Origin of the sequence: Kitasatospora sp. NPDC085895 (assembly GCF_040702125.1) — a bacterium.
Classification (GTDB): Bacteria; Actinomycetota; Actinomycetes; order Streptomycetales; family Streptomycetaceae; genus Kitasatospora; species Kitasatospora arboriphila.
In genome coordinates, this window is record NZ_JBFBJY010000120.1 from 1 (window position 1) to 16,230 (window position 16,230).

General features: G+C 70.1%; 12 protein-coding genes and 3 pseudogenes. 9 read left to right on the top strand and 6 right to left on the bottom strand.

Going from position 1 to position 16,230, the window contains the following annotated elements; translation table 11 throughout:
* The 3 genes and pseudogenes from AB0442_RS38580 to AB0442_RS38590 form a co-directional block, all read left to right on the top strand.
* Positions 1–432: pseudogene (locus AB0442_RS38580) on the top strand (hypothetical protein); the annotation flags it as partial.
* Positions 433–1,001: 569 nt separating this feature from the next.
* Positions 1,002–1,933 (top strand): annotated as a pseudogene (locus AB0442_RS38585) (IS5 family transposase).
* A gap of 36 nt (positions 1,934–1,969) precedes the next feature.
* Positions 1,970–2,317: a hypothetical protein gene (locus tag AB0442_RS38590; protein WP_366168201.1), complete on the top strand. Its 348-nt coding sequence runs from the start codon at positions 1,970–1,972 to the stop codon at positions 2,315–2,317.
* 54 nt (positions 2,318–2,371) lie between these two features.
* Here the strand turns inward: AB0442_RS38590 and AB0442_RS38595 are convergent, their stop codons facing one another.
* On the bottom strand, positions 2,372–3,049 hold the full coding sequence (locus AB0442_RS38595; RefSeq protein WP_366168202.1) for a recombinase family protein: 678 nt from the start codon (positions 3,047–3,049) through the stop codon (positions 2,372–2,374).
* A gap of 324 nt (positions 3,050–3,373) precedes the next feature.
* Positions 3,374–3,997 (bottom strand): TetR/AcrR family transcriptional regulator, encoded by a 624-nt coding sequence (locus tag AB0442_RS38600; RefSeq protein ID WP_366168204.1) that lies wholly within the window; start codon positions 3,995–3,997, stop codon positions 3,374–3,376.
* 204 nt (positions 3,998–4,201) lie between these two features.
* Between AB0442_RS38600 and AB0442_RS38605 the strand changes: the two genes are divergently transcribed.
* The 3 genes from AB0442_RS38605 to AB0442_RS38615 all read left to right on the top strand — a co-directional run bounded on the left by AB0442_RS38605 (position 4,202) and on the right by AB0442_RS38615 (position 7,861).
* Entirely contained in the window at positions 4,202–5,017 is an 816-nt protein-coding gene (locus AB0442_RS38605) for an oxidoreductase (RefSeq protein WP_366168205.1), read from the top strand.
* Between the two features lie 215 nt (positions 5,018–5,232).
* Positions 5,233–6,231 carry an NAD(P)/FAD-dependent oxidoreductase gene (locus tag AB0442_RS38610; RefSeq protein ID WP_366168214.1) on the top strand — a complete coding sequence of 333 codons (999 nt, stop codon included), beginning with the start codon at positions 5,233–5,235 and terminating at the stop codon, positions 6,229–6,231.
* Positions 6,232–6,361: 130 nt separating this feature from the next.
* Entirely contained in the window at positions 6,362–7,861 is a 1,500-nt protein-coding gene (locus AB0442_RS38615; RefSeq protein WP_366168206.1) for an MFS transporter, read from the top strand.
* A 272-nt stretch (positions 7,862–8,133) separates the two neighbouring features.
* On the opposite strand, the gene AB0442_RS38620 is transcribed toward AB0442_RS38615, so the two are convergent.
* The 3 genes from AB0442_RS38620 to AB0442_RS38630 are packed head-to-tail and all read right to left on the bottom strand — an operon-like array spanning position 8,134 to position 11,209.
* On the bottom strand, positions 8,134–9,561 hold the full coding sequence (locus AB0442_RS38620; RefSeq protein WP_366168208.1) for a transposase: 1,428 nt from the start codon (positions 9,559–9,561) through the stop codon (positions 8,134–8,136).
* 42 nt (positions 9,562–9,603) lie between these two features.
* On the bottom strand, positions 9,604–10,452 hold the full coding sequence (locus AB0442_RS38625; RefSeq protein WP_366168209.1) for a hypothetical protein: 849 nt from the start codon (positions 10,450–10,452) through the stop codon (positions 9,604–9,606).
* Positions 10,394–11,209, bottom strand: coding sequence for a DUF4158 domain-containing protein (locus AB0442_RS38630; RefSeq protein WP_366168210.1), 816 nt, complete (start codon positions 11,207–11,209; stop codon positions 10,394–10,396). The genes AB0442_RS38625 and AB0442_RS38630 overlap by 59 nt, the downstream gene beginning before the upstream one ends.
* Before the next feature lie 129 nt (positions 11,210–11,338).
* Between AB0442_RS38630 and AB0442_RS38635 the strand changes: the two are divergent.
* Together AB0442_RS38635 and AB0442_RS38640 are read left to right on the top strand one after the other, a co-directional pair.
* Positions 11,339–12,759: pseudogene (locus tag AB0442_RS38635) on the top strand (ABC transporter ATP-binding protein); the annotation flags it as partial.
* A gap of 105 nt (positions 12,760–12,864) precedes the next feature.
* A complete protein-coding gene (locus AB0442_RS38640) occupies positions 12,865–13,695 on the top strand; it encodes an SMI1/KNR4 family protein (protein WP_366168211.1) in 831 nt (276 codons plus the stop codon).
* Positions 13,696–13,794: 99 nt separating this feature from the next.
* On the opposite strand, the gene AB0442_RS38645 is transcribed toward AB0442_RS38640, so the two are convergent.
* Positions 13,795–14,709 (bottom strand): hypothetical protein, encoded by a 915-nt coding sequence (locus tag AB0442_RS38645; RefSeq protein WP_366168212.1) that lies wholly within the window; start codon positions 14,707–14,709, stop codon positions 13,795–13,797.
* Positions 14,710–14,845: 136 nt separating this feature from the next.
* On the opposite strand from AB0442_RS38645, the gene AB0442_RS38650 reads away from it, so the two are divergent.
* Positions 14,846–16,069 carry a transposase gene (locus tag AB0442_RS38650; protein WP_366168213.1) on the top strand — a complete coding sequence of 408 codons (1,224 nt, stop codon included), beginning with the start codon at positions 14,846–14,848 and terminating at the stop codon, positions 16,067–16,069.
* The last annotated feature ends 161 nt before the right edge of the window (positions 16,070–16,230 follow it).

A 16,230-nucleotide genomic window follows, 5' to 3' on the forward strand; every position in this document is an offset into this window, starting at 1 on the left:
GACTGGTTCATGGTGTTCTCGGCGGCCGGCGCGTACGCGCGCGGATTCGACCACACCGTGCCCAACGCGCCGGAGATCCTGGCCGAGGTGCCCGAAGCCTTCCGTTTCGCGGTCGAGGAGCCGGCCTTCAGGGACCACGAGGGTTCTCCGATCGCCACGGTCTGCCTGTGGCGGCAGCCCGGCGCCACGGCCTGGCAGGCCGCGGCGGCACCGGCCGGCGGCCAGCAGCTGTTCGAGCTGCTCGCCGAGGGCACACCGGAGGCCTACCAGGCCTGGGCCGAGGAGTACTTCGAGACCGAGGTCGACCTGGCGGCCGTCCGGCACGTCTTCGCGCACCGGCCGCTCACCCAGGCCGTGGTGGACGCCCTCAATCCGGAGGCCGACCTGGAGGACCTGCAGGAGGATCTGGCGGAGATCGGCTACCCGGGGTGACGGGGACGGGGGGACACGGTGCGGCGTGAGCCGACTCCGGAACGGCCGGCGCACCTAGGTTCTGTCCGGACGATCTTGGGCTGTGGGAGGATGCCGTCCATGACTTGCATCCGAAGGGGCCGTGCCTCGTAGAACACCAGCTTCGATTCGGCCGCGGGAACGCGGCTGGGGTAGACCCTGGGTGCGGTATCGCGATGTTCCGGGTCTGTCGGGAGCGGCGAATGCCGCTGTCCGTGTGCTCGAACGGGAGCGATTGTCTCCGGGCGTCGTGGCGGTGGCGCTGAGCGTGTGGTCCGTGCGCGTCTACGGCACGAGGCGCCGGTGGAGGCAGTGGGAGGCGGAGTTCACCTGCCCCTGCTGCGGCCAGGGCTGGGCCCGGGACAAGCTGCAAGACGCTCTGTTCATGCTTCCGCCACGGGCCGCCAGCGAACTCCGGGTGCAGGTCGAGCGTCTGGACGCGGTGCTCCTCGGGCGAACGCATCACGAGCCGACGGAAGATCCGGAGTTGGCGTGGTGGCATCGCAGGTGCTGACCGTACCCATGTCACCCACTGGTTGGTTGGCTCTTGCGTGACTGGTCGGGGGGATCTGACAGAGGCGGAGTGGCGATGTCTGGAGCCGCTCCTATCCACGGGCAACAACCGCTGTGGGCGGTGGCGCGATCATCGTCAGGTGGTCAATGGCATCCTGCACCGGGTGCGAGCCGGGGTGCAGTGGCGTGATCTGCCTGAACGCTACGGGCCGTGGAAGACCGTCTACGAGCGCCACCGGTGCTGGTCGGCCGACGGAACCTGGGAACGGCTGCTCCAGCAGGTGCAGGCCCAGGCCGATGCCGCCGGTGGGATCGACTGGGACGTCTCGGTTGATTCCACCTCGATCCGTGCCCACCAGCATGCGGCCGGCGCGCGGAAATCTCCGCCGCCCGCCGCGTCAAAAGGGGCGGCCGCGATGGCACACCAGAGCGGAAGACCGTGGGTGAGACTGTGCGCCCGCCTGGCGGAGGTGGTGCAGGAGGTGAGGCGCTCGGTCGCTCCCGAGGAGGCTTCACCACCAAGATTCACCTGAGTGGCGACGGGCGTTGTCGCGTGCTTTCACTGTTGCTGACGGCAGGCCAGCGGGCGGACTGCTCGCAGTTCGAGCCGGTCATGGAACGCATTCGGGTGCCTCGACTCGGGCCGGGCCGCCCGCGCACCACACCGGACAGCGTGAGCGCCGATAAGGCATACAGCAATCGCCGGACCCGCCGCTACCTGCGGCGACGCGGCATCCGCCATGTCATCCCTGAGAAGAGCGACCAGGCCGTGAACCGCGTACGCCGGGGCCGGGCAGGGGGCCGCCCACCCGGCTTCGACAAGGAGCGGTACAAGAAGCGCAACACCGTGGAACGGGCGATCAACAAGCTCAAGAACTACCGGGCTGTGTCCACGAGGTACGACAAGCGCGCATACGTCTACCTGGGCACCGTCACCGTCGCAGCGACCATCATCTGGCTCCGGACATGATCGGCGGGACAGAACCTAGCGGGCAGGGCGGACCGGATGACGGACACCGCCCTGCTCCGGATGCACCTGGAGGGCCGGGCCGTCCTGCTGACGGACGGGACGATGTTGGTTACGGGCCAGCCGCTCGGGCCGATCGAGGATGCCGTGGTAGCGAACCCCCCGGCCGAGAACCCTGTGTCCATCGTGCTGTCCCTCACCGCCCTCGTGCTGCTCGGCACGGTGTTCGAGGCGCTCAGCGGATATGTGCTGGAGCGGACCGCCGAGTCCGTCGTGCTGGCCGCCCGGCGCAGCCTGGTCGGCCGGCTGCTGCGGCTGCGGATCGCGGAGGTGGACAGGGCCCTGCGCTCGGGTAGCTACGGCAGAGGGGCAAGTAGCTCTGCGTAGCCGTTGTGACGGCGTGCTGTTAGGCCTCGGTGTTCTCGTCCCCCCGGCTGGGCATCACCGGGTGCTCGCTTCGGACTGGGCGGGGATCGCCGCGCGGCCGGCCTCGCGCAGCTCCTGCAGGTCGGGGATGTGGTTGTAGAGGGTGCCGGGGCTCACCCCGAGGAGCTTGGCGATCGAGGTGATCGACTGCTCGGGGTTGGGCAGCAGCGTGCGGGCGGCCTGGATGATCTCGGGGGTGGCGACGACGGGCCGCCCGCCGACGTTGCCGCGGGCGCGGGCGGCGGCCAGGCCCTCGCGGGTGCCGGAGACGATCAGCTCACGGATGAACTCCGCCAGGGCGGCGAAGACGTGGAAGATCAGGCGCCCGCCGGCGGTGGTGGTGTCCAGACGCTCGTGCAGCGAGGTGAAGCCGATCCCGCGGCTGCGCAGTTCGCCGACCATGTTCACCAGGTCCTTGAGCGAGCGGCCGTAGCGGTCAAGCGCGGGGACCACCAGGGTGTCGCCGCTCTGCAGGAAGGCGTGACAGGCTTTCAGCTCGGGGCGCAGGTCGTCCTTGCCGGACTTCTTGTCGGCGAAGATCCTGCGGCAGCCGGCCGCGGTGAGGGCGTCGAGCTGGCGGTCGAGCTTCTGTCCGCCGGTGGACACCCGTGCGTATCCGATGCGGATCTCGGTCAGGCGTGCGGGTTCGGCGACCAGGAGTTCGAGCGGGTCTGGTTCAAGTGGCGTGCTCACGCCCGGAATTCTGACAGAAAACGGTGGCCTGGGGTTGTTGAACCACCCGGGTTGTTGCAGGAGTTTTTGAAGACCCTGGGGGTCTTTTCGATCTTAAACCGGCGATCTTCAGCAAACGAAGGTTTCTTGAAGATCAGCAGGGAGCCGAACGGACCGATCCGGCCAGGGCGTTCGGCTTCGAGCGCCCCGAGCCCTTCGTGCGGTGCGGCGGCAGCGGGATCACGTGTGCCCCCTTGGCGTCGGGCATGCGCGAGCAGCGCGGCCGCAACGTCGTTCGCCTGGTCCGCATCGGATGCCTGTGCAACGAGGCCGGCCGTGCCCTTCTCAGCGGCGGCGCGGGCGAGGCAGCAAGGCGAACGCGCTCTCCGCAATCGAGGTCAGGCGGGCGGGACTGTGGCCGACCGCGCCCGCGACATCGGTCCCGCGGATGACGGTCAGCAGAAGGTACGCGAGGTCGTCGGGATCCGCGTCGGGGTCGATGTCGCCATTGCGCTGCGCCGCTCGCACACACTCGGCCACCGCCGTCACGAGCACGGAGAAGCAGTCGTTGGCCAGGCGTTCCACCTCGGGGTCGGAGGCGCCGATCTCCAGGGCCATCTTGGCTGCGAAGCAGGCCGCCGCCGCCCGGTTGGGGGCGGGGGGCACGTCGGCGGCGAGTGGCACCCCGTGGACGGCGCGGAGCAAGTACCCGTGCAGTCGTTCCAGGGCACCCTCGTCCGGTCCGGCGAGCGCCTGCGGCGCAAACTGCCCCAGCCGGGCGAAGTACCCGGCCATCGCCTGCAGCAGCACGCCGTGCTTGCCGTCGAACGCGGCGTAGAGGCTGCCGCGGCCCATGCCGGTGGCGGCGCTGATGTCGTCGACGCTCGTGCCGTTGTAGCCCGAGACGCGGAACTGCCGCTCGGCGGCATGGAGGACGTGGTCGCGGTCGAAGCTTCGTGGTCTCGCCATACACAGAAGGTAAAGCCGACCCGCCTTTCTTGACAACTCAGTACAGAACCACCTAGGTTTCGTACTGTTCAGTACATAACCGTCCTGAGCTCACCGGACAGGCTTGGTCGGGGCTTGCAGGACCAGCGCGGACCGTGTCGGCCTGAGCACAAGCGACCCCGCGCAGCGCACGGCGAAGCCATGCCCACAACCGAAGGAACCACCATGCAGACAGCTCCCCCAGTGGCCCTCGTGACGGGCGCCTCCTCCGGGATCGGGCGGGCGGCAGCGCTCGCCCTGGTGGGCGCCGGCTTCGCGGTGGTCGGCACGAGTCGCAACTCGGCGAGGGCCAAGCCGCTCGCCGGGGTGACGTTCCTCGATCTCGACGTGGCCAGCGACGAGTCGGTCCGCTCCCTGGTAGAGGAGGTGATCGAGCGGTTCGGCCGGATCGACGTCCTGGTCAACAACGCAGGCGTGGGCGCGGTCGGCGCCGGCGAGGAGAGCTCGATCAACCAGGCCATGGAGGTCTTCGACATCAACGTCTTCGGCCTGATGCGGATGGCAAACGCAGTGCTGCCCCACATGCGCACCCAGGGCAGCGGCCGCGTGGTCAACGTCTCCTCGGTACTCGGCCTGATCCCAGCCCCTTTCATGGCCGTCTACGCCGCCACCAAGCATGCGGTCGAGGGCTACTCCGAGTCCGTCGACCACGAGCTTCGCGAACACGGCGTCCGGATGCTGCTGGTCGAGCCGGCCTACACAAGCACGAGTTTCGAGGCGAGCAGCATGGCACCCGACTCGCCCCTGCCGGTCTACGCCGCACGGCGGGAGGTCTCCCGGGACGTGCTGGCCACGGCTGTGCGCAACGCCGACGACCCGAGCGTTGTCGCGAAGGTGATCGTCGCGGCCGCCACCGATTCCAAGCCCAGGCTCCGGTACGCCGCCGGCTCGATGGCCAGACGCGTCAGCGTCCTGCGCCGGATCGCGCCCTCGCGCGCCTTCGACAGCCAGATCCGCAAGCTCAACCGACTGGCGGGCTGACTGCGCAGTACACCCGGCGCCTGAGGAGGCGCACGTGTCCAACACCAGAGACACCGAAGCCGGCATGAGCATCTTCCTCGGGGCCGGACTCTCCACAACAGTCCACGACGGTCGCCGACCACATCCTGGGCTTCCTGAACAGCCGACCCTCCTTCCGACCACCCAGAACTCGAAGGGTTGACCGAACCATGACTGACAAGGAAAGGCAGGAGGCCATGGCTGTGGCGACTCCTCCGTGTGCGAGCGACGCACTGGCCGAGGGAACCGTCGACGCGGTGGTGATCGGCGGGGGCGCCGCGGGGCTGAACGGTGCACTGATCCTCGCCCGCTCCCGCCGCTCGGTCGTCGTGATCGACAGCGGCTCCCCGCGCAACGCGCCCGCGGAGGCCATGCACGGCTTCATCGTCCTGGACGGCACCCCGCCGTCCGAGATCCTTCGACGGGGCCGGGAGCAGGTGCGCCAGTACGGCGGACGCGTCGTGCACGGCGTGGTGGTCTCGGCCGAGTCCGCCGCCCCGTCGGCGGACGGGGACCTGCGGTTCACCGTCACCCTAGCCGACGGCCGCAGCATCACCGCCCGCCGCATCCTGGTGGCCACCGGCCTCACGGATGTGCTGCCACAGGTGCCCGGGCTCGCCGAGCACTGGGGGCACAGTGTGGTGCACTGCCCGTACTGCCACGGCTGGGAGATGCGCGACGAGCCCATCGGCATCCTCGCCACCGGCCCGGCCTCCATCGGCCACGCGTATCTGTTCCGCCAGCTGACCGAGGACCTGACCTACTTCACCCACGGCACCGACCTGGACGAGGACAGCCGCGCCCGCTTCGCCGCCCGCGGCATTCGCGTCATCGACACCCCGGTCACCGAGGTTGTCAACGACCAGGACGGTGCCCTCGCCGGGGTGCGCCTGGCCGACGGCCAGGTCGTGGCCCGCCGCGTCCTCGCGGTCGCCCCGCAGATGCAGGCCCGCACCCAAGGCCTGGAAGGTCTGCGCCTGCCGGTGCAGGACCTGCCGAACAACATGGGCCGCGGTTTCGCCTCCGGCATGGCCGGCACCACCGAGGTGCCGGGTGTGTGGGTAGCCGGCAACGCCACCGATCCGGTCGCCCAGGTCGGGGCCTCCGCAGCGGCCGGCGCACTGGCCGGCGACTACATCAACAGGATGTTGGCCACCGCGGACACCGACGCGGCCCTCCAGAGGATCGCCGAGTAGAGCCCCACAGCGGCCACACGATGATCTCGAAGCCCTGAGATCTCAGCCGGTCACCCTCGCCTCACTTCATCGGTGAGGAAGCCAATCAGATTCCAGACGGCTTTCAGTCTGCCCAGCAAGCAAGGGAAAAATGAGTACCAGCATCGCCCGCGGGGCGCCCGCCCCCGGAAAGACAGACCCGGGCCTTCGCGGCTCACATGCCGTGCGCTGGTGGGTGCTGGCCGTCATCGGCATGGCACAGCTCATGGTCATGCTCGATGCGACCGTCGTGAACATCGCGTTGCCCGAGGCGCAGCACGACCTCGGCTTCAGCGACGGCAGCCGGCAGTGGGTCATCACGGGTTACGCCCTGGCGTTCGGCAGCCTGCTGCTGCTCGGCGGCCGACTCGGTGACCTGTTGGGCCGACGTACCCTCTTCGTGGTCGGCTTGGCAGGTTTCGGGGCCGCATCCGTTCTCGGCGGCTCGGCCGGCAGCTTCGAGATCCTCGTCGCGGCACGCGTGGCCCAGGGCCTCTTCGCCGCACTGCTCGCGCCCGCGGCACTCTCACTGCTCAGCGTGACCTTCACTGAACCGTCCGAAAGGGCGAAGGCCTTCGGTGTCTTCAGTGCGTTGGGTGGTGCGGGCGGCGCGGTCGGGCTGCTGGTCGGCGGCATGCTCACCGAATGGGCGTCGTGGCGGTGGGTGATGTACGTGAACGTCGTCTTCGCGGTCCCCGCCCTGATCGGTGCCTTGCTGCTGCTGGCCAAGCCCGCGATCACCAAGAAGCCCGAACTCGACATTCCGGGCATCGTCGTGGTGAGCGCCGCGCTGTTCGCCGTTGTCTACGGGTTCGCGCACGTCGAGTCCACCAGTTGGAGCGACCCGGTCGCCCTCGGCTCCATGATCGTCGGCGCGGTGCTGCTCGTGGTGTTCGTCTGGCTGGAGTCCAGGGTCGCGCATCCGCTGCTGCCGCTGCGCGTCGTGCTGGACCGGACCCGCGGTGGTTCGTTCATGGCGGTGTTCGTCATCGGCATGGGGATGTTCTCGATCTTCCTGTTCCTGACCTACTACTTCGCGGCCAGCCTCGGCTACTCGCCGATCAAGACCGGTCTGGTGTACCTGCCGATGGTCGCGGGCGTCGTCGCTTCGTCGACCACGATGCCTTCGCTGGTGCTGCCCAGGGTCGGCCCGAAGATCGTCGTCAGCGCCGGCTTCCTGGTCGCCGCAGCCGGTATGGCCCTGCTGACCCGGATCGAGTTGGACAGCACCTACGCCACCCACATCATGCCCGGCATGATCCTGATGGGTCTCGGCATCGGCGCCGTGATGACCACGGCGTTCCAGGGGGCGACCTCGGGCCTGCACCGCGATGACACGGGCATCGCCTCGGCGCTGATCAACACCGGTCAGCAGGTGGGCGGCTCGATCAGTACGGCGCTGCTGACCACCGTTGCCTCCTCGGCCGCGACCGACTACTTGACGTCGCACAAGCCCAGCGCGCTGGCCGCGGCGCAGGCCAGGGTGGAGGGCTACACGGCCACCCTGGCGTGGGGCTCCGGGTTCTTCGTGGTCGGTGCGGTGATCGCCGCGTTCCTGATTCCGAATCGGGCTCTGGCGCCGTCCGAGGGCGAGCCCCTGATGGCCCACTGAGCCTGGTAACCGGAGCCCGCCGCGGCCTGATCCACTGTCAGTATCCGGCGCCATGCTGGCCCCCTCGCCGACGAGCAGGGGGGCGGCATGGCGCTCAGGCCGTACACGCCCAGTCCGGCAGCCCACCCATCAGCTGGACAAACCACCGAGTCAGAAGAACCCGCCCAGAGAGCTACCGGCGGGTTACTTGTCACCTGGTTCGTCGCTCGTTTGACGGCACCCCAACTCATCGCGGCACAACCGGCGCCGCGGTCCGCCCCCGTCCGCGCTCGTCATGCGCCGACCGGCTCGTCCTGGCCCGCGCGCTGCCCGGGCACTACGGCCACCACCGGGGTCGTGGCGAGGTCGAGGCGGGAGCTCATGTCCAGCTCGAACCGGCCGTAGGGGTTCACGTGGGTCCAGAACAGCGGGGACAGGCCCCGCCGGTCGGCGTCGGTGAGGCGGTCGGCCCATGTCGGCTCGGCCAGGACCTGCTGGATCAGCAGGGTGTTGACGTGCACCAGCGCGGACTGCAGCAGATGCAGCGCGAGCATGCTGACCTCCATGCTCTCCCGGTCCTCGCCGGTCAGGTCGCCGTCCTTGCCGTAGAACAGGTCCTTGTTAGCCGAGTTCCAGTTCTCCACCACCTGCAGCCCCTCGTTGATCTCCCGGCGCAGGCCCTCGCTGGCGAGATAGTCGCAGATGAACGCCGTACGCACCGCACGCCCCAGTTCTTCGATTGCTTGGAACGTCGGGTGCTTGGGGCCAGCGCGGGTGAAGCGCCGCAGCACCTGCTCTGCCTCCGCCGTGCCCAGCCGCAGCGCGGTGGTGTACTTCACGATCTGGTCGTACTGCTGGGCGATCAGGTCCCAGTTGATGGTGCGGCTCTTGGGGGTGAGCACCGGGGTCAGCGTCGGCCACTCGCCGTCCTCGTCGGTGCCGGGCCGGTAGAGGGTGGCGCGGCCGATGTTCTTGAGCCGGGGCAGCAGCTTGAAGTCGAGCATGTGCGCGAAGGCGAACCCGACGATGGAGGCGCCGTGGGTGTCGGTGTACTGGCGGTCCACCTCGGTGTCGGTGCAGTGCCGCAGCACGCCCTCGATCATCGCGGCGACCTCGGACGCCGAGCAGTGCTTGAGCTGGGAGTAGATGCACACCGACTTCCGCTCGACGTGCCAGTAGATCATCACCCCGGGTCCGCGGTAATGCTGGTGCCACTCGGTCATCAGGTTCGAGGACCAGGCGCCGAACTTGCGGCTGTCGGAGGCGCACGCCGTTCCCGAGCCCCACCAGCCCTCGTCCCGGGCGGCGAAGGTGGCGTTGACCAGCTTCACCACTGCGGCGCGCATGTTGGCCCGGTTCACGAACAGGTGCCGCACCCGGCGCAGGGTCGCCTCGGACTCGCCGTGCTTGCCGGTCACCGCCACGCGCTTGATGCCCATGTTGGTGCCCAGCGCGAACAGCACCAGCAGCAGGCGGCGCCGCAGTTTGTCCTGGGGCAGGTTCTGGCGGGTGGCCACCGAGGAGAACTCCTCGGTGAAGCCCACGTCGAACTCGGCGTACTTGAGCATGTCCAGCAAGTCGATCGTGCCCCAGCGGCGCTCGATCTCGGCTTTCACCGCGGTCAGGTTCTCCGGCTCCTCCTGCTTGTCCAGCGGCGGGACCTTGATCCACGGCTCGCCGCGCCGGGTGGTGACCGCCACCCCGCCGGCGGTGCCGTCCACCAGCGCCTGCTCCAGGCGGTCCAGGGCCTCGCGGTGGCGCTTCTACAGGGCGGCGATGAACTCGGCCGGATCCTGCGGATGCCCCAGCGCGTCGTAGTGCACGTCGCGGTTGTCCTCGAAGTCGGCCGGCAGGTCGTCCTCCGGGTTGCGCCACCGGTTGGCGCCCACCACCCAGATCTCCCGGCGTCGCAGCGCGTCCCGCAGCGACACCAGCACGCACAGCTCGTACGGGATCCGCTCCACCCGGCCCTTGTCGTCCACCACCGCCGCCCGCCACTGGGCCGGCACCACCCCCTCCAGCGGCACCGTCTCCGCCAGGTCGAAGAACGCCCCCTCCTTGAGCGGCTGGTCCAGGTATCGCTCCAGCAGCTCGATCGCGTCCATCACTGGTCGGTGCGCGTCGTTGTTGCTCTTGAGCGTCAGCGCCTTGAGCAGCGGCTTGAGCATTCGCCGCCAGTGCCCCGAGTACGACGAGCGCAGCACGGTCCGCACCCTCGCCTGGTACTTGCGCTCGTTCGCCGCGGCCTCGGCCGCCAGCGCCTTGAGCGTCTTCTCCCCGCCCATCACCGGGTAGATCACCCGCCGCACGATGCCGGACGGCTCGGCCAGCGCAGCTTCGGCGACCCGCAGCAGCATCGCGTCCTTGCCCCGGATCTTCTTCAACTCGTTGGTGAACTCCTTGTCCACCTTCTTCTCCGCCCGGGTGTTGATCCGCAGCACCAGCTGGGTGAACAGGTCCACCAGCGAGTCGGTGATCTCCGCCTCCCGCACGTGGCACAGCGTGGCCAGCAGCGTCCAGCGCACCTCCGGCTTCATCCGTGGCGGCAGCAGGTCAGCCGGGTACTCCTTCGAGGCCCGCGCCCGCCAGGACTCCACCAGCTTCTCCGACACATCCGTGAACAGGTCCCCGGGCAGCGCGAGCCGGCACACCCGCTCCAGCTTGTTGATCTCCGCGAACAGGCTGTCCAGCCCGGGCGCCCCCGGGCGCCTTGAGCTCGGCGAAGAACGCCCGGCCGCCGCCCGCCGACGCCGTCTTATGGTCGCCGCCGTCACCGTCCTCCTGATCACCCGTCACCAGCTCGTCCAGCCGGTCCCGGGTCAGTTGCGACAGCCGGCCCACCGTGCGCCGACAGAATTGCGTCTCGAAGTCCTTCACCGAGCTGGCCACCAGCCGGCGCACCTGGCCCGGCGCTGGTGGCTCGATCCGCTCGTTGCGGCACCGAGCCACCACCGCCTCCGCCAGCCGCTCGCGCCACAGCTCCACCGGGCACAGCTCCGCCGTCAGCCACTGCGTCAGCTTCGCCTGGTCGTCCTCGGTGGTGGGCCGGAAACCGTAGACGGAGCGGATCTCCACCCGGTGCCGCTGGATCGCCTTGCCCAGCCAGTCGTAGGACCCCCACTCCTCCGCCGGTACCTTCACCTGTTGGGCCACGTACCCGACCACCACGTCCGGCACCTCCCCGGGCCCCTCCGGGAACCTCGCCTCCACCTCGAAGAACTTCAGCAGCAGCGCGAACCCGAGGCGATTCGCCCCGGACTTGTTCCGCAGCCGCCCCATGTCCTCCTCCAGCAGCGTCCAGACGGAGATCAGCTCCTCCGGCTCCCACTCCTGCTGCACGACCAGGCCCTTCCCCTCGGCATCGACCACTCCGGCGTGATCAAGATGCCGACGCCCAGCCAGACCGGGACGAGAACACCGAAACCCGGGACGACACGCCGTCACATCGGTTACGCAGAGCTACTTGTCCCTCTGCCGTAGCTACTCGAGCGCAGGGCCGACAGGATCGCGCCGGGCGACCTGATGTCCCGGGTCACCTCGGACACCACGCTGCTGCGCGCGGTCACCACCCGTGAGCTGGTCTCCGGCGCCACCGGCGTGGTCACCTTGGTGGCGGCCGTCGTGCTGATGGCCGTCCTGGACCCGGTCCTGCTGGGCGTGACGTTCGGCGTGCTGGCCGTGGTCGGCGGGCTGGTCGCGCTGGTGATGCCGAAGATCTCCGAAGCCACCGAACGCTCGCAGGAGGCGGTCGGAGAGATCTCCACCGAGCTCGAGCGCGCCTTCGGGGCCTACCGCACCGTCAAGGCGTCCGGCGCCGAGGAATGCGAGACCGCCCGGGTGCTGGCCGCCGCGCAGCGGGCGTGGCAGCACGGCGTGCGCAGCGCCAAGTGGGAGGCGCTGGCGAAGTCCGCCGACGTTCTCGCCGTAGAGCTGGCGTTCCTGGCGGTCCTCGTCGCCGGCGGCGCCCGGGTGGCGTCCGGGGCAATCCCGGTGTCCACGCTGATCGCCTTCCTGCTGTACGTCTTCTACCTGTTCGACCCGGTCTCCCGGCTGGTCGACGCCGCCTCCCAGTACCAGGAGGGCGCGGCCGCGATCGCCCGGATCACCCAGGCCCAGCAACTCTCCACCGAACACCGGGAACTGCGCCGGCTCACCCTGCCCTCCTGAGCGGCCTTCGGCCCGGCTTCGGTCCGCTTCGAGCAGGTGTCCTTCCGCTACCGCCCCGAGCTGCCCGACATCCACCGAGACGTCACCTTCAACGTCCCGGCCGACGGGATGACCGCCTTCGTCGGCCCCTCGGGCGCGGGCAAGTCGACCGTCTTCGCCCTGATCGAACGCTTCCACGAGGTGGCCGGCGGCCGGGTCCTGGTGGACGGCCAGGACGTCCGGGACTGGTCGCTGCCCCGGCTGCGGTCCGCCATCGGCTACGCCGAGCAGGACGCCCCCGTGCTGGCCGGCACGCTCCGCGAGAACCTGCTCTTCGCCGCGCCCGACGCCTCCGACAAGGAACTGCACGAGGTCCTGACCCGCACCAGGCTCGACACCCTCGTCGCCCGCCTGCCCGACGGGCTGGACACCCCGGTCGGCCACCGCGGGTCCAAGCTCTCGGGCGGCGAACGGCAACGCGTCGCAATCGCCCGCGCCCTGCTGCGGCGGCCCCGCCGCTGCTCCTCGACGAGGCGACCTCGCAGCTCGACGCCGTCAACGAACTCGCGGTGCGCGACATCGTGGCGCAGGCGGCCCGGGAGACCACCGTCCTGGTGGTGGCCCACCGGCTGTCCAGGGTGACCCGCGCCGACCGGATCGTCGTGATGGAGGTCGGCCGCGTCCGGGCCGTCGGCACCCACGCGGAACTCGTCGAGCGCGACGAGCTCTACGCCGAGCTGGCCGCCACCCAGCTGCTGACCCCGTCCCGCTGACCCGACGAGCAAGCCGGCGGAGGCCGCGGCAGACCCGGGACCGCGGTGTCGTACGGCCGGGGTAACTTCGAGGCCGACACCGAACGAGCCGGGGGGACCGACCGCATGACCGACCAGACCACCACCGCCACCGCCGGGACCGCCGCCGCGACTGCCACCGCGGCCCGACTGCACCGGCTGGCCGACGCCTCCGGCGGGCTGGTGGCCCTGGACCCGGGCATCGACGACGCCCGGATGGACGCCTGGCCCGTCCCGGTGCCCCAGGAGGTCCGGGCCCTGCTGCGCTCGGTCGGCGGGGTGCGCATCACCACCAACCGCTCCGCCGTGAACGGCCACGAGTCCCACGACCACGTCGACCTCGACCACAGCTACAACCGCGGCCGGTACAGCAACGCCGACGTCAGCTGGTACCAGGAACACGCCGGCGGGGTGGGCACCCACTGGTTCGTCCACACCGACCACGGCGACGGCCACACCTACGTGGACGTCGACCCGTCGACCGGGGCGTGGGGCCCGGTATTCCAGTTCTGGGACGCCACCGACACCGACCGCGTTGCGCCCTCCCTGACCGCGTGGCTCGACCACCTGGCCGACTGCCTGGAGCGGGCCCTCGCTGCCAGCCCTGCCGCCGACACCATGGCCCCCGCCACCGCGGCCGACGTCGAGGCCTTCGGCCGGCGGTTCGGGGCACTGTGGCCCGACGGCGACGAGCCCAGGACGAGCGTCGAGGACGTTGCCGCGGCCCAGCTCCGCACGAGCGCGGACGACGTGCTGCGCGCGGCCGCCGACGGCCTGCCCGACGACGCCAGGCTGGCCGACCTGCGGTCCGTCACCGGCCGCGCCGCCGTCAACTTCTGGGCGGTCGGCACGACCTGCCGCTACGCCCGCCGGGCCAGCGGAGGAGTGCTGGTGGCCGTTCCCTGGGACGGCGAGTAGCCCGGGGAGCCCGAGAGGTGAAGCGACCAGGGGCCGGTGGCGCCACTGGCGCGGACATCGTCACCGGCGGGTGACAGGCGCCGCAGCCCTGACGGAGCGTCAGACTCCCACGGGCTCCCGATCGTCGGCGGTCGCCTCGGTGACACCCTCCTCCTGTCCGAAGTGGGCCACAGCGACGGCCGCGGCGACGGCGATGACGAAGCCGCCGACGGCGAGCCAGCCCAGGCCGCTGCGGGAGGCGTCGCCGAGCCACAGCACGCCGGCCGCGCCGGGGACGACGGTCTCGCCGATCACCAGGGCGGCGGTGGCACCGTTGACCGAGCCGATCTGCAGGGCCACGGGGTGCGCGTACATCCCGCCGATGACGTCGATGAGCACGGCGTACAGGGCGGGGTCGGCAAGCATCCGGCCCAGCTCGAGCGTGTCGACGCCGTTCAGGACGCGCACGCCGATGCCGAGCGCGCCGAACCCGAGACCGGAGAACAGACCCGCCACGATCGCGCCGCGCGAGCCCATCCGGCGCACCAGGAGGCTTCCGCCGACGATCAGGAGGGTGGTGGCGATCAGCAGCCACCAGTGGAAGGCCAGCACCGCATGGTGTCCGCCCTGCGGTCCGGAAGCTGCGGCGAGCAGGACGAGCGCCGCGCACAGCACGGCGATCGAAGCCCATTCGGGGCGTCGCAGACGGATGCCGAGCAGTCTGATGGAGATTACGGCGGTGACGACCAGGTTGGCGCTGGTGACGGTCTGGGAGAGGAAGAGCGGCAGCATCCGGGCGGCCAGCGCGCCGAGTGCGAAGCCGACGACATCCAGGGCGGTACCGAGGAGGAACTCCCAGGTGCGCGCCGCCCGGCCGGTGGAAGCCAGGGTGGGGCCACCGTGTTCGGTGAGCTGCCCGGGGTCGGCTCCGGTGGCGGCCTCGCGGGCGGCGCGGCGGGACCCGACAGTTTGGAGGACGGAGCCGGTGCCGTAACAGGCGGACGCGGCGGCGGCGACGAGAAGTCCAGCTGTCACCGAATTTCTCCCAGGAAGGCCCGGTCTTCGGGTCGGGGAGGAATGGGTGCTGGCTCGGAGTCGCGAGGTGGCGGAGTTCTCTGTGCGTCTGCTCTGAGGTCTCTTGTTGTCGGTGGGGTTCGGTAGGTTGCCTGGCATGACGTCACGGCAGGTTCCGGAGGACGCCGGGCATGCCCGGTGGACGTTTCGCCTGCGCGTGTCCAAGTCCGCCTTGGTGCTGCTGGAAGCGGAGTGGGGCCGGAGCCGGTGGCTGTGGAACGAATGCGTGGCGATGTCGCGCAGGGTCCACGTTCACAACCGGGCGAGCCCGGAGAACAAGCACACCTGTGGACCGGCCGACCTGGACAAGCTGCTGACCGAGGCCCGGGGCGCGATGGCATGGCTGCGCGAAGGGGCGTCGGTACCGCAGCAGCAGACGATCCGGGACTTCGCCAAGTCCCGCGCGAAGGCGCTCAAGGACATCAAGGCGAAGCTGCCGGCCGAGCAGCGCGCCGGACTGCCGGGGCCGAAGCGGAAGCGGGATGCGCGTGTGTCGCTGAACTACACGCGACGGGGTTTTCGGATCAAGGACGGCCGGCTGCACCTCGCGGGCGGAGCCGTCCTTACGGTCGTCTGGTCCCGCGACCTTCCCACCGATCCGTCCTCGGTCCGCGTATACCAGGACTCCACCGGGGACTGGTACTGCTCGTTCGTCGTCTGGGTCGAGCCCGAGCCGTTGCCGGCGACCGGTGCGGTGATCGGCATCGACTGGGGAGTCAAGGAGATCGCCACCACCACCAGCGACGGCCACGATCTTCCCCATCCGCAGCACGGCCGCACCGCCTCCCAAAAGCTGGCGCACTACCAGCGGCAGATGGCCCGCCGCCGGCAGCCGAAGGGCAAGGCGCAGACGAAGGGCTACCGCAAGGCCCAGCAGCAGGCCGCCAAACTGTCCAAGAAGATCGCCCGGCAGCGGACCGACACCGCCCGCAAGTGGGCCAAGCAAGTCGTCCGCGACCACGACGCCCTGGCCCTGGAGGACTTCAGGCCGAGGTTCCTCGCCAAGACCACCATGGCCCGCAAGGCCGCCGACGCCGCGATCGGCGCGACCAAGACGGCATTGATCGAGATGGGCCGCAAGCACGGCCGCGCCGTCCACCTGGTCCATCCCGCGCACACCACGATGGACTGCGCGTACTGCGGTGTGAGAGCCAAGCACCGCCTCCCCCTCTCCGAGAGGATCTATTCGTGCACCGCGTGCGGAGCCGTGTCCCCCAGGGACAAGAACTCCGCCCGCGTGATGCTCGTCCGGGCTGGTCTCAACCCGGCTGGCGCTGATCGTGGAAGCCCGCACCGTCCGACGGACGTTGCGGCAGCGTGAGCCAGGAATCCCCATCCCTTCAGGACGGGGAGGATGTCAAGTCTCCGCCCGATGGCACGGCGCCCGCTTGTATGGCCGCGCCGGCCGTTGTGGCCGGCCGGCGCGGTGGTGTGTGGTGGGATTGCTGGGTTGTGGTCAGCGGCTGGTGCCGCCGAGCAGGG

Excerpts from the sequence above, each read along its gene's own strand:
- AB0442_RS38610 (WP_366168214.1), top strand. The coding sequence starts at position 5,233 with ATGGCTGTGGCGACTCCTCCGTGTGCGAGCGACGCACTGGCCGAGGGA.
- AB0442_RS38615 (WP_366168206.1), top strand. The coding sequence starts at position 6,362 with ATGAGTACCAGCATCGCCCGCGGGGCGCCCGCCCCCGGAAAGACAGAC.
- AB0442_RS38640 (WP_366168211.1), top strand. The coding sequence starts at position 12,865 with ATGACCGACCAGACCACCACCGCCACCGCCGGGACCGCCGCCGCGACT.
- AB0442_RS38605 (WP_366168205.1), top strand. The coding sequence starts at position 4,202 with ATGCAGACAGCTCCCCCAGTGGCCCTCGTGACGGGCGCCTCCTCCGGG.
- AB0442_RS38650 (WP_366168213.1), top strand. The coding sequence starts at position 14,846 with ATGACGTCACGGCAGGTTCCGGAGGACGCCGGGCATGCCCGGTGGACG.
- AB0442_RS38600 (WP_366168204.1), bottom strand. The coding sequence starts at position 3,997 with ATGGCGAGACCACGAAGCTTCGACCGCGACCACGTCCTCCATGCCGCC.
- AB0442_RS38590 (WP_366168201.1), top strand. The coding sequence starts at position 1,970 with ATGACGGACACCGCCCTGCTCCGGATGCACCTGGAGGGCCGGGCCGTC.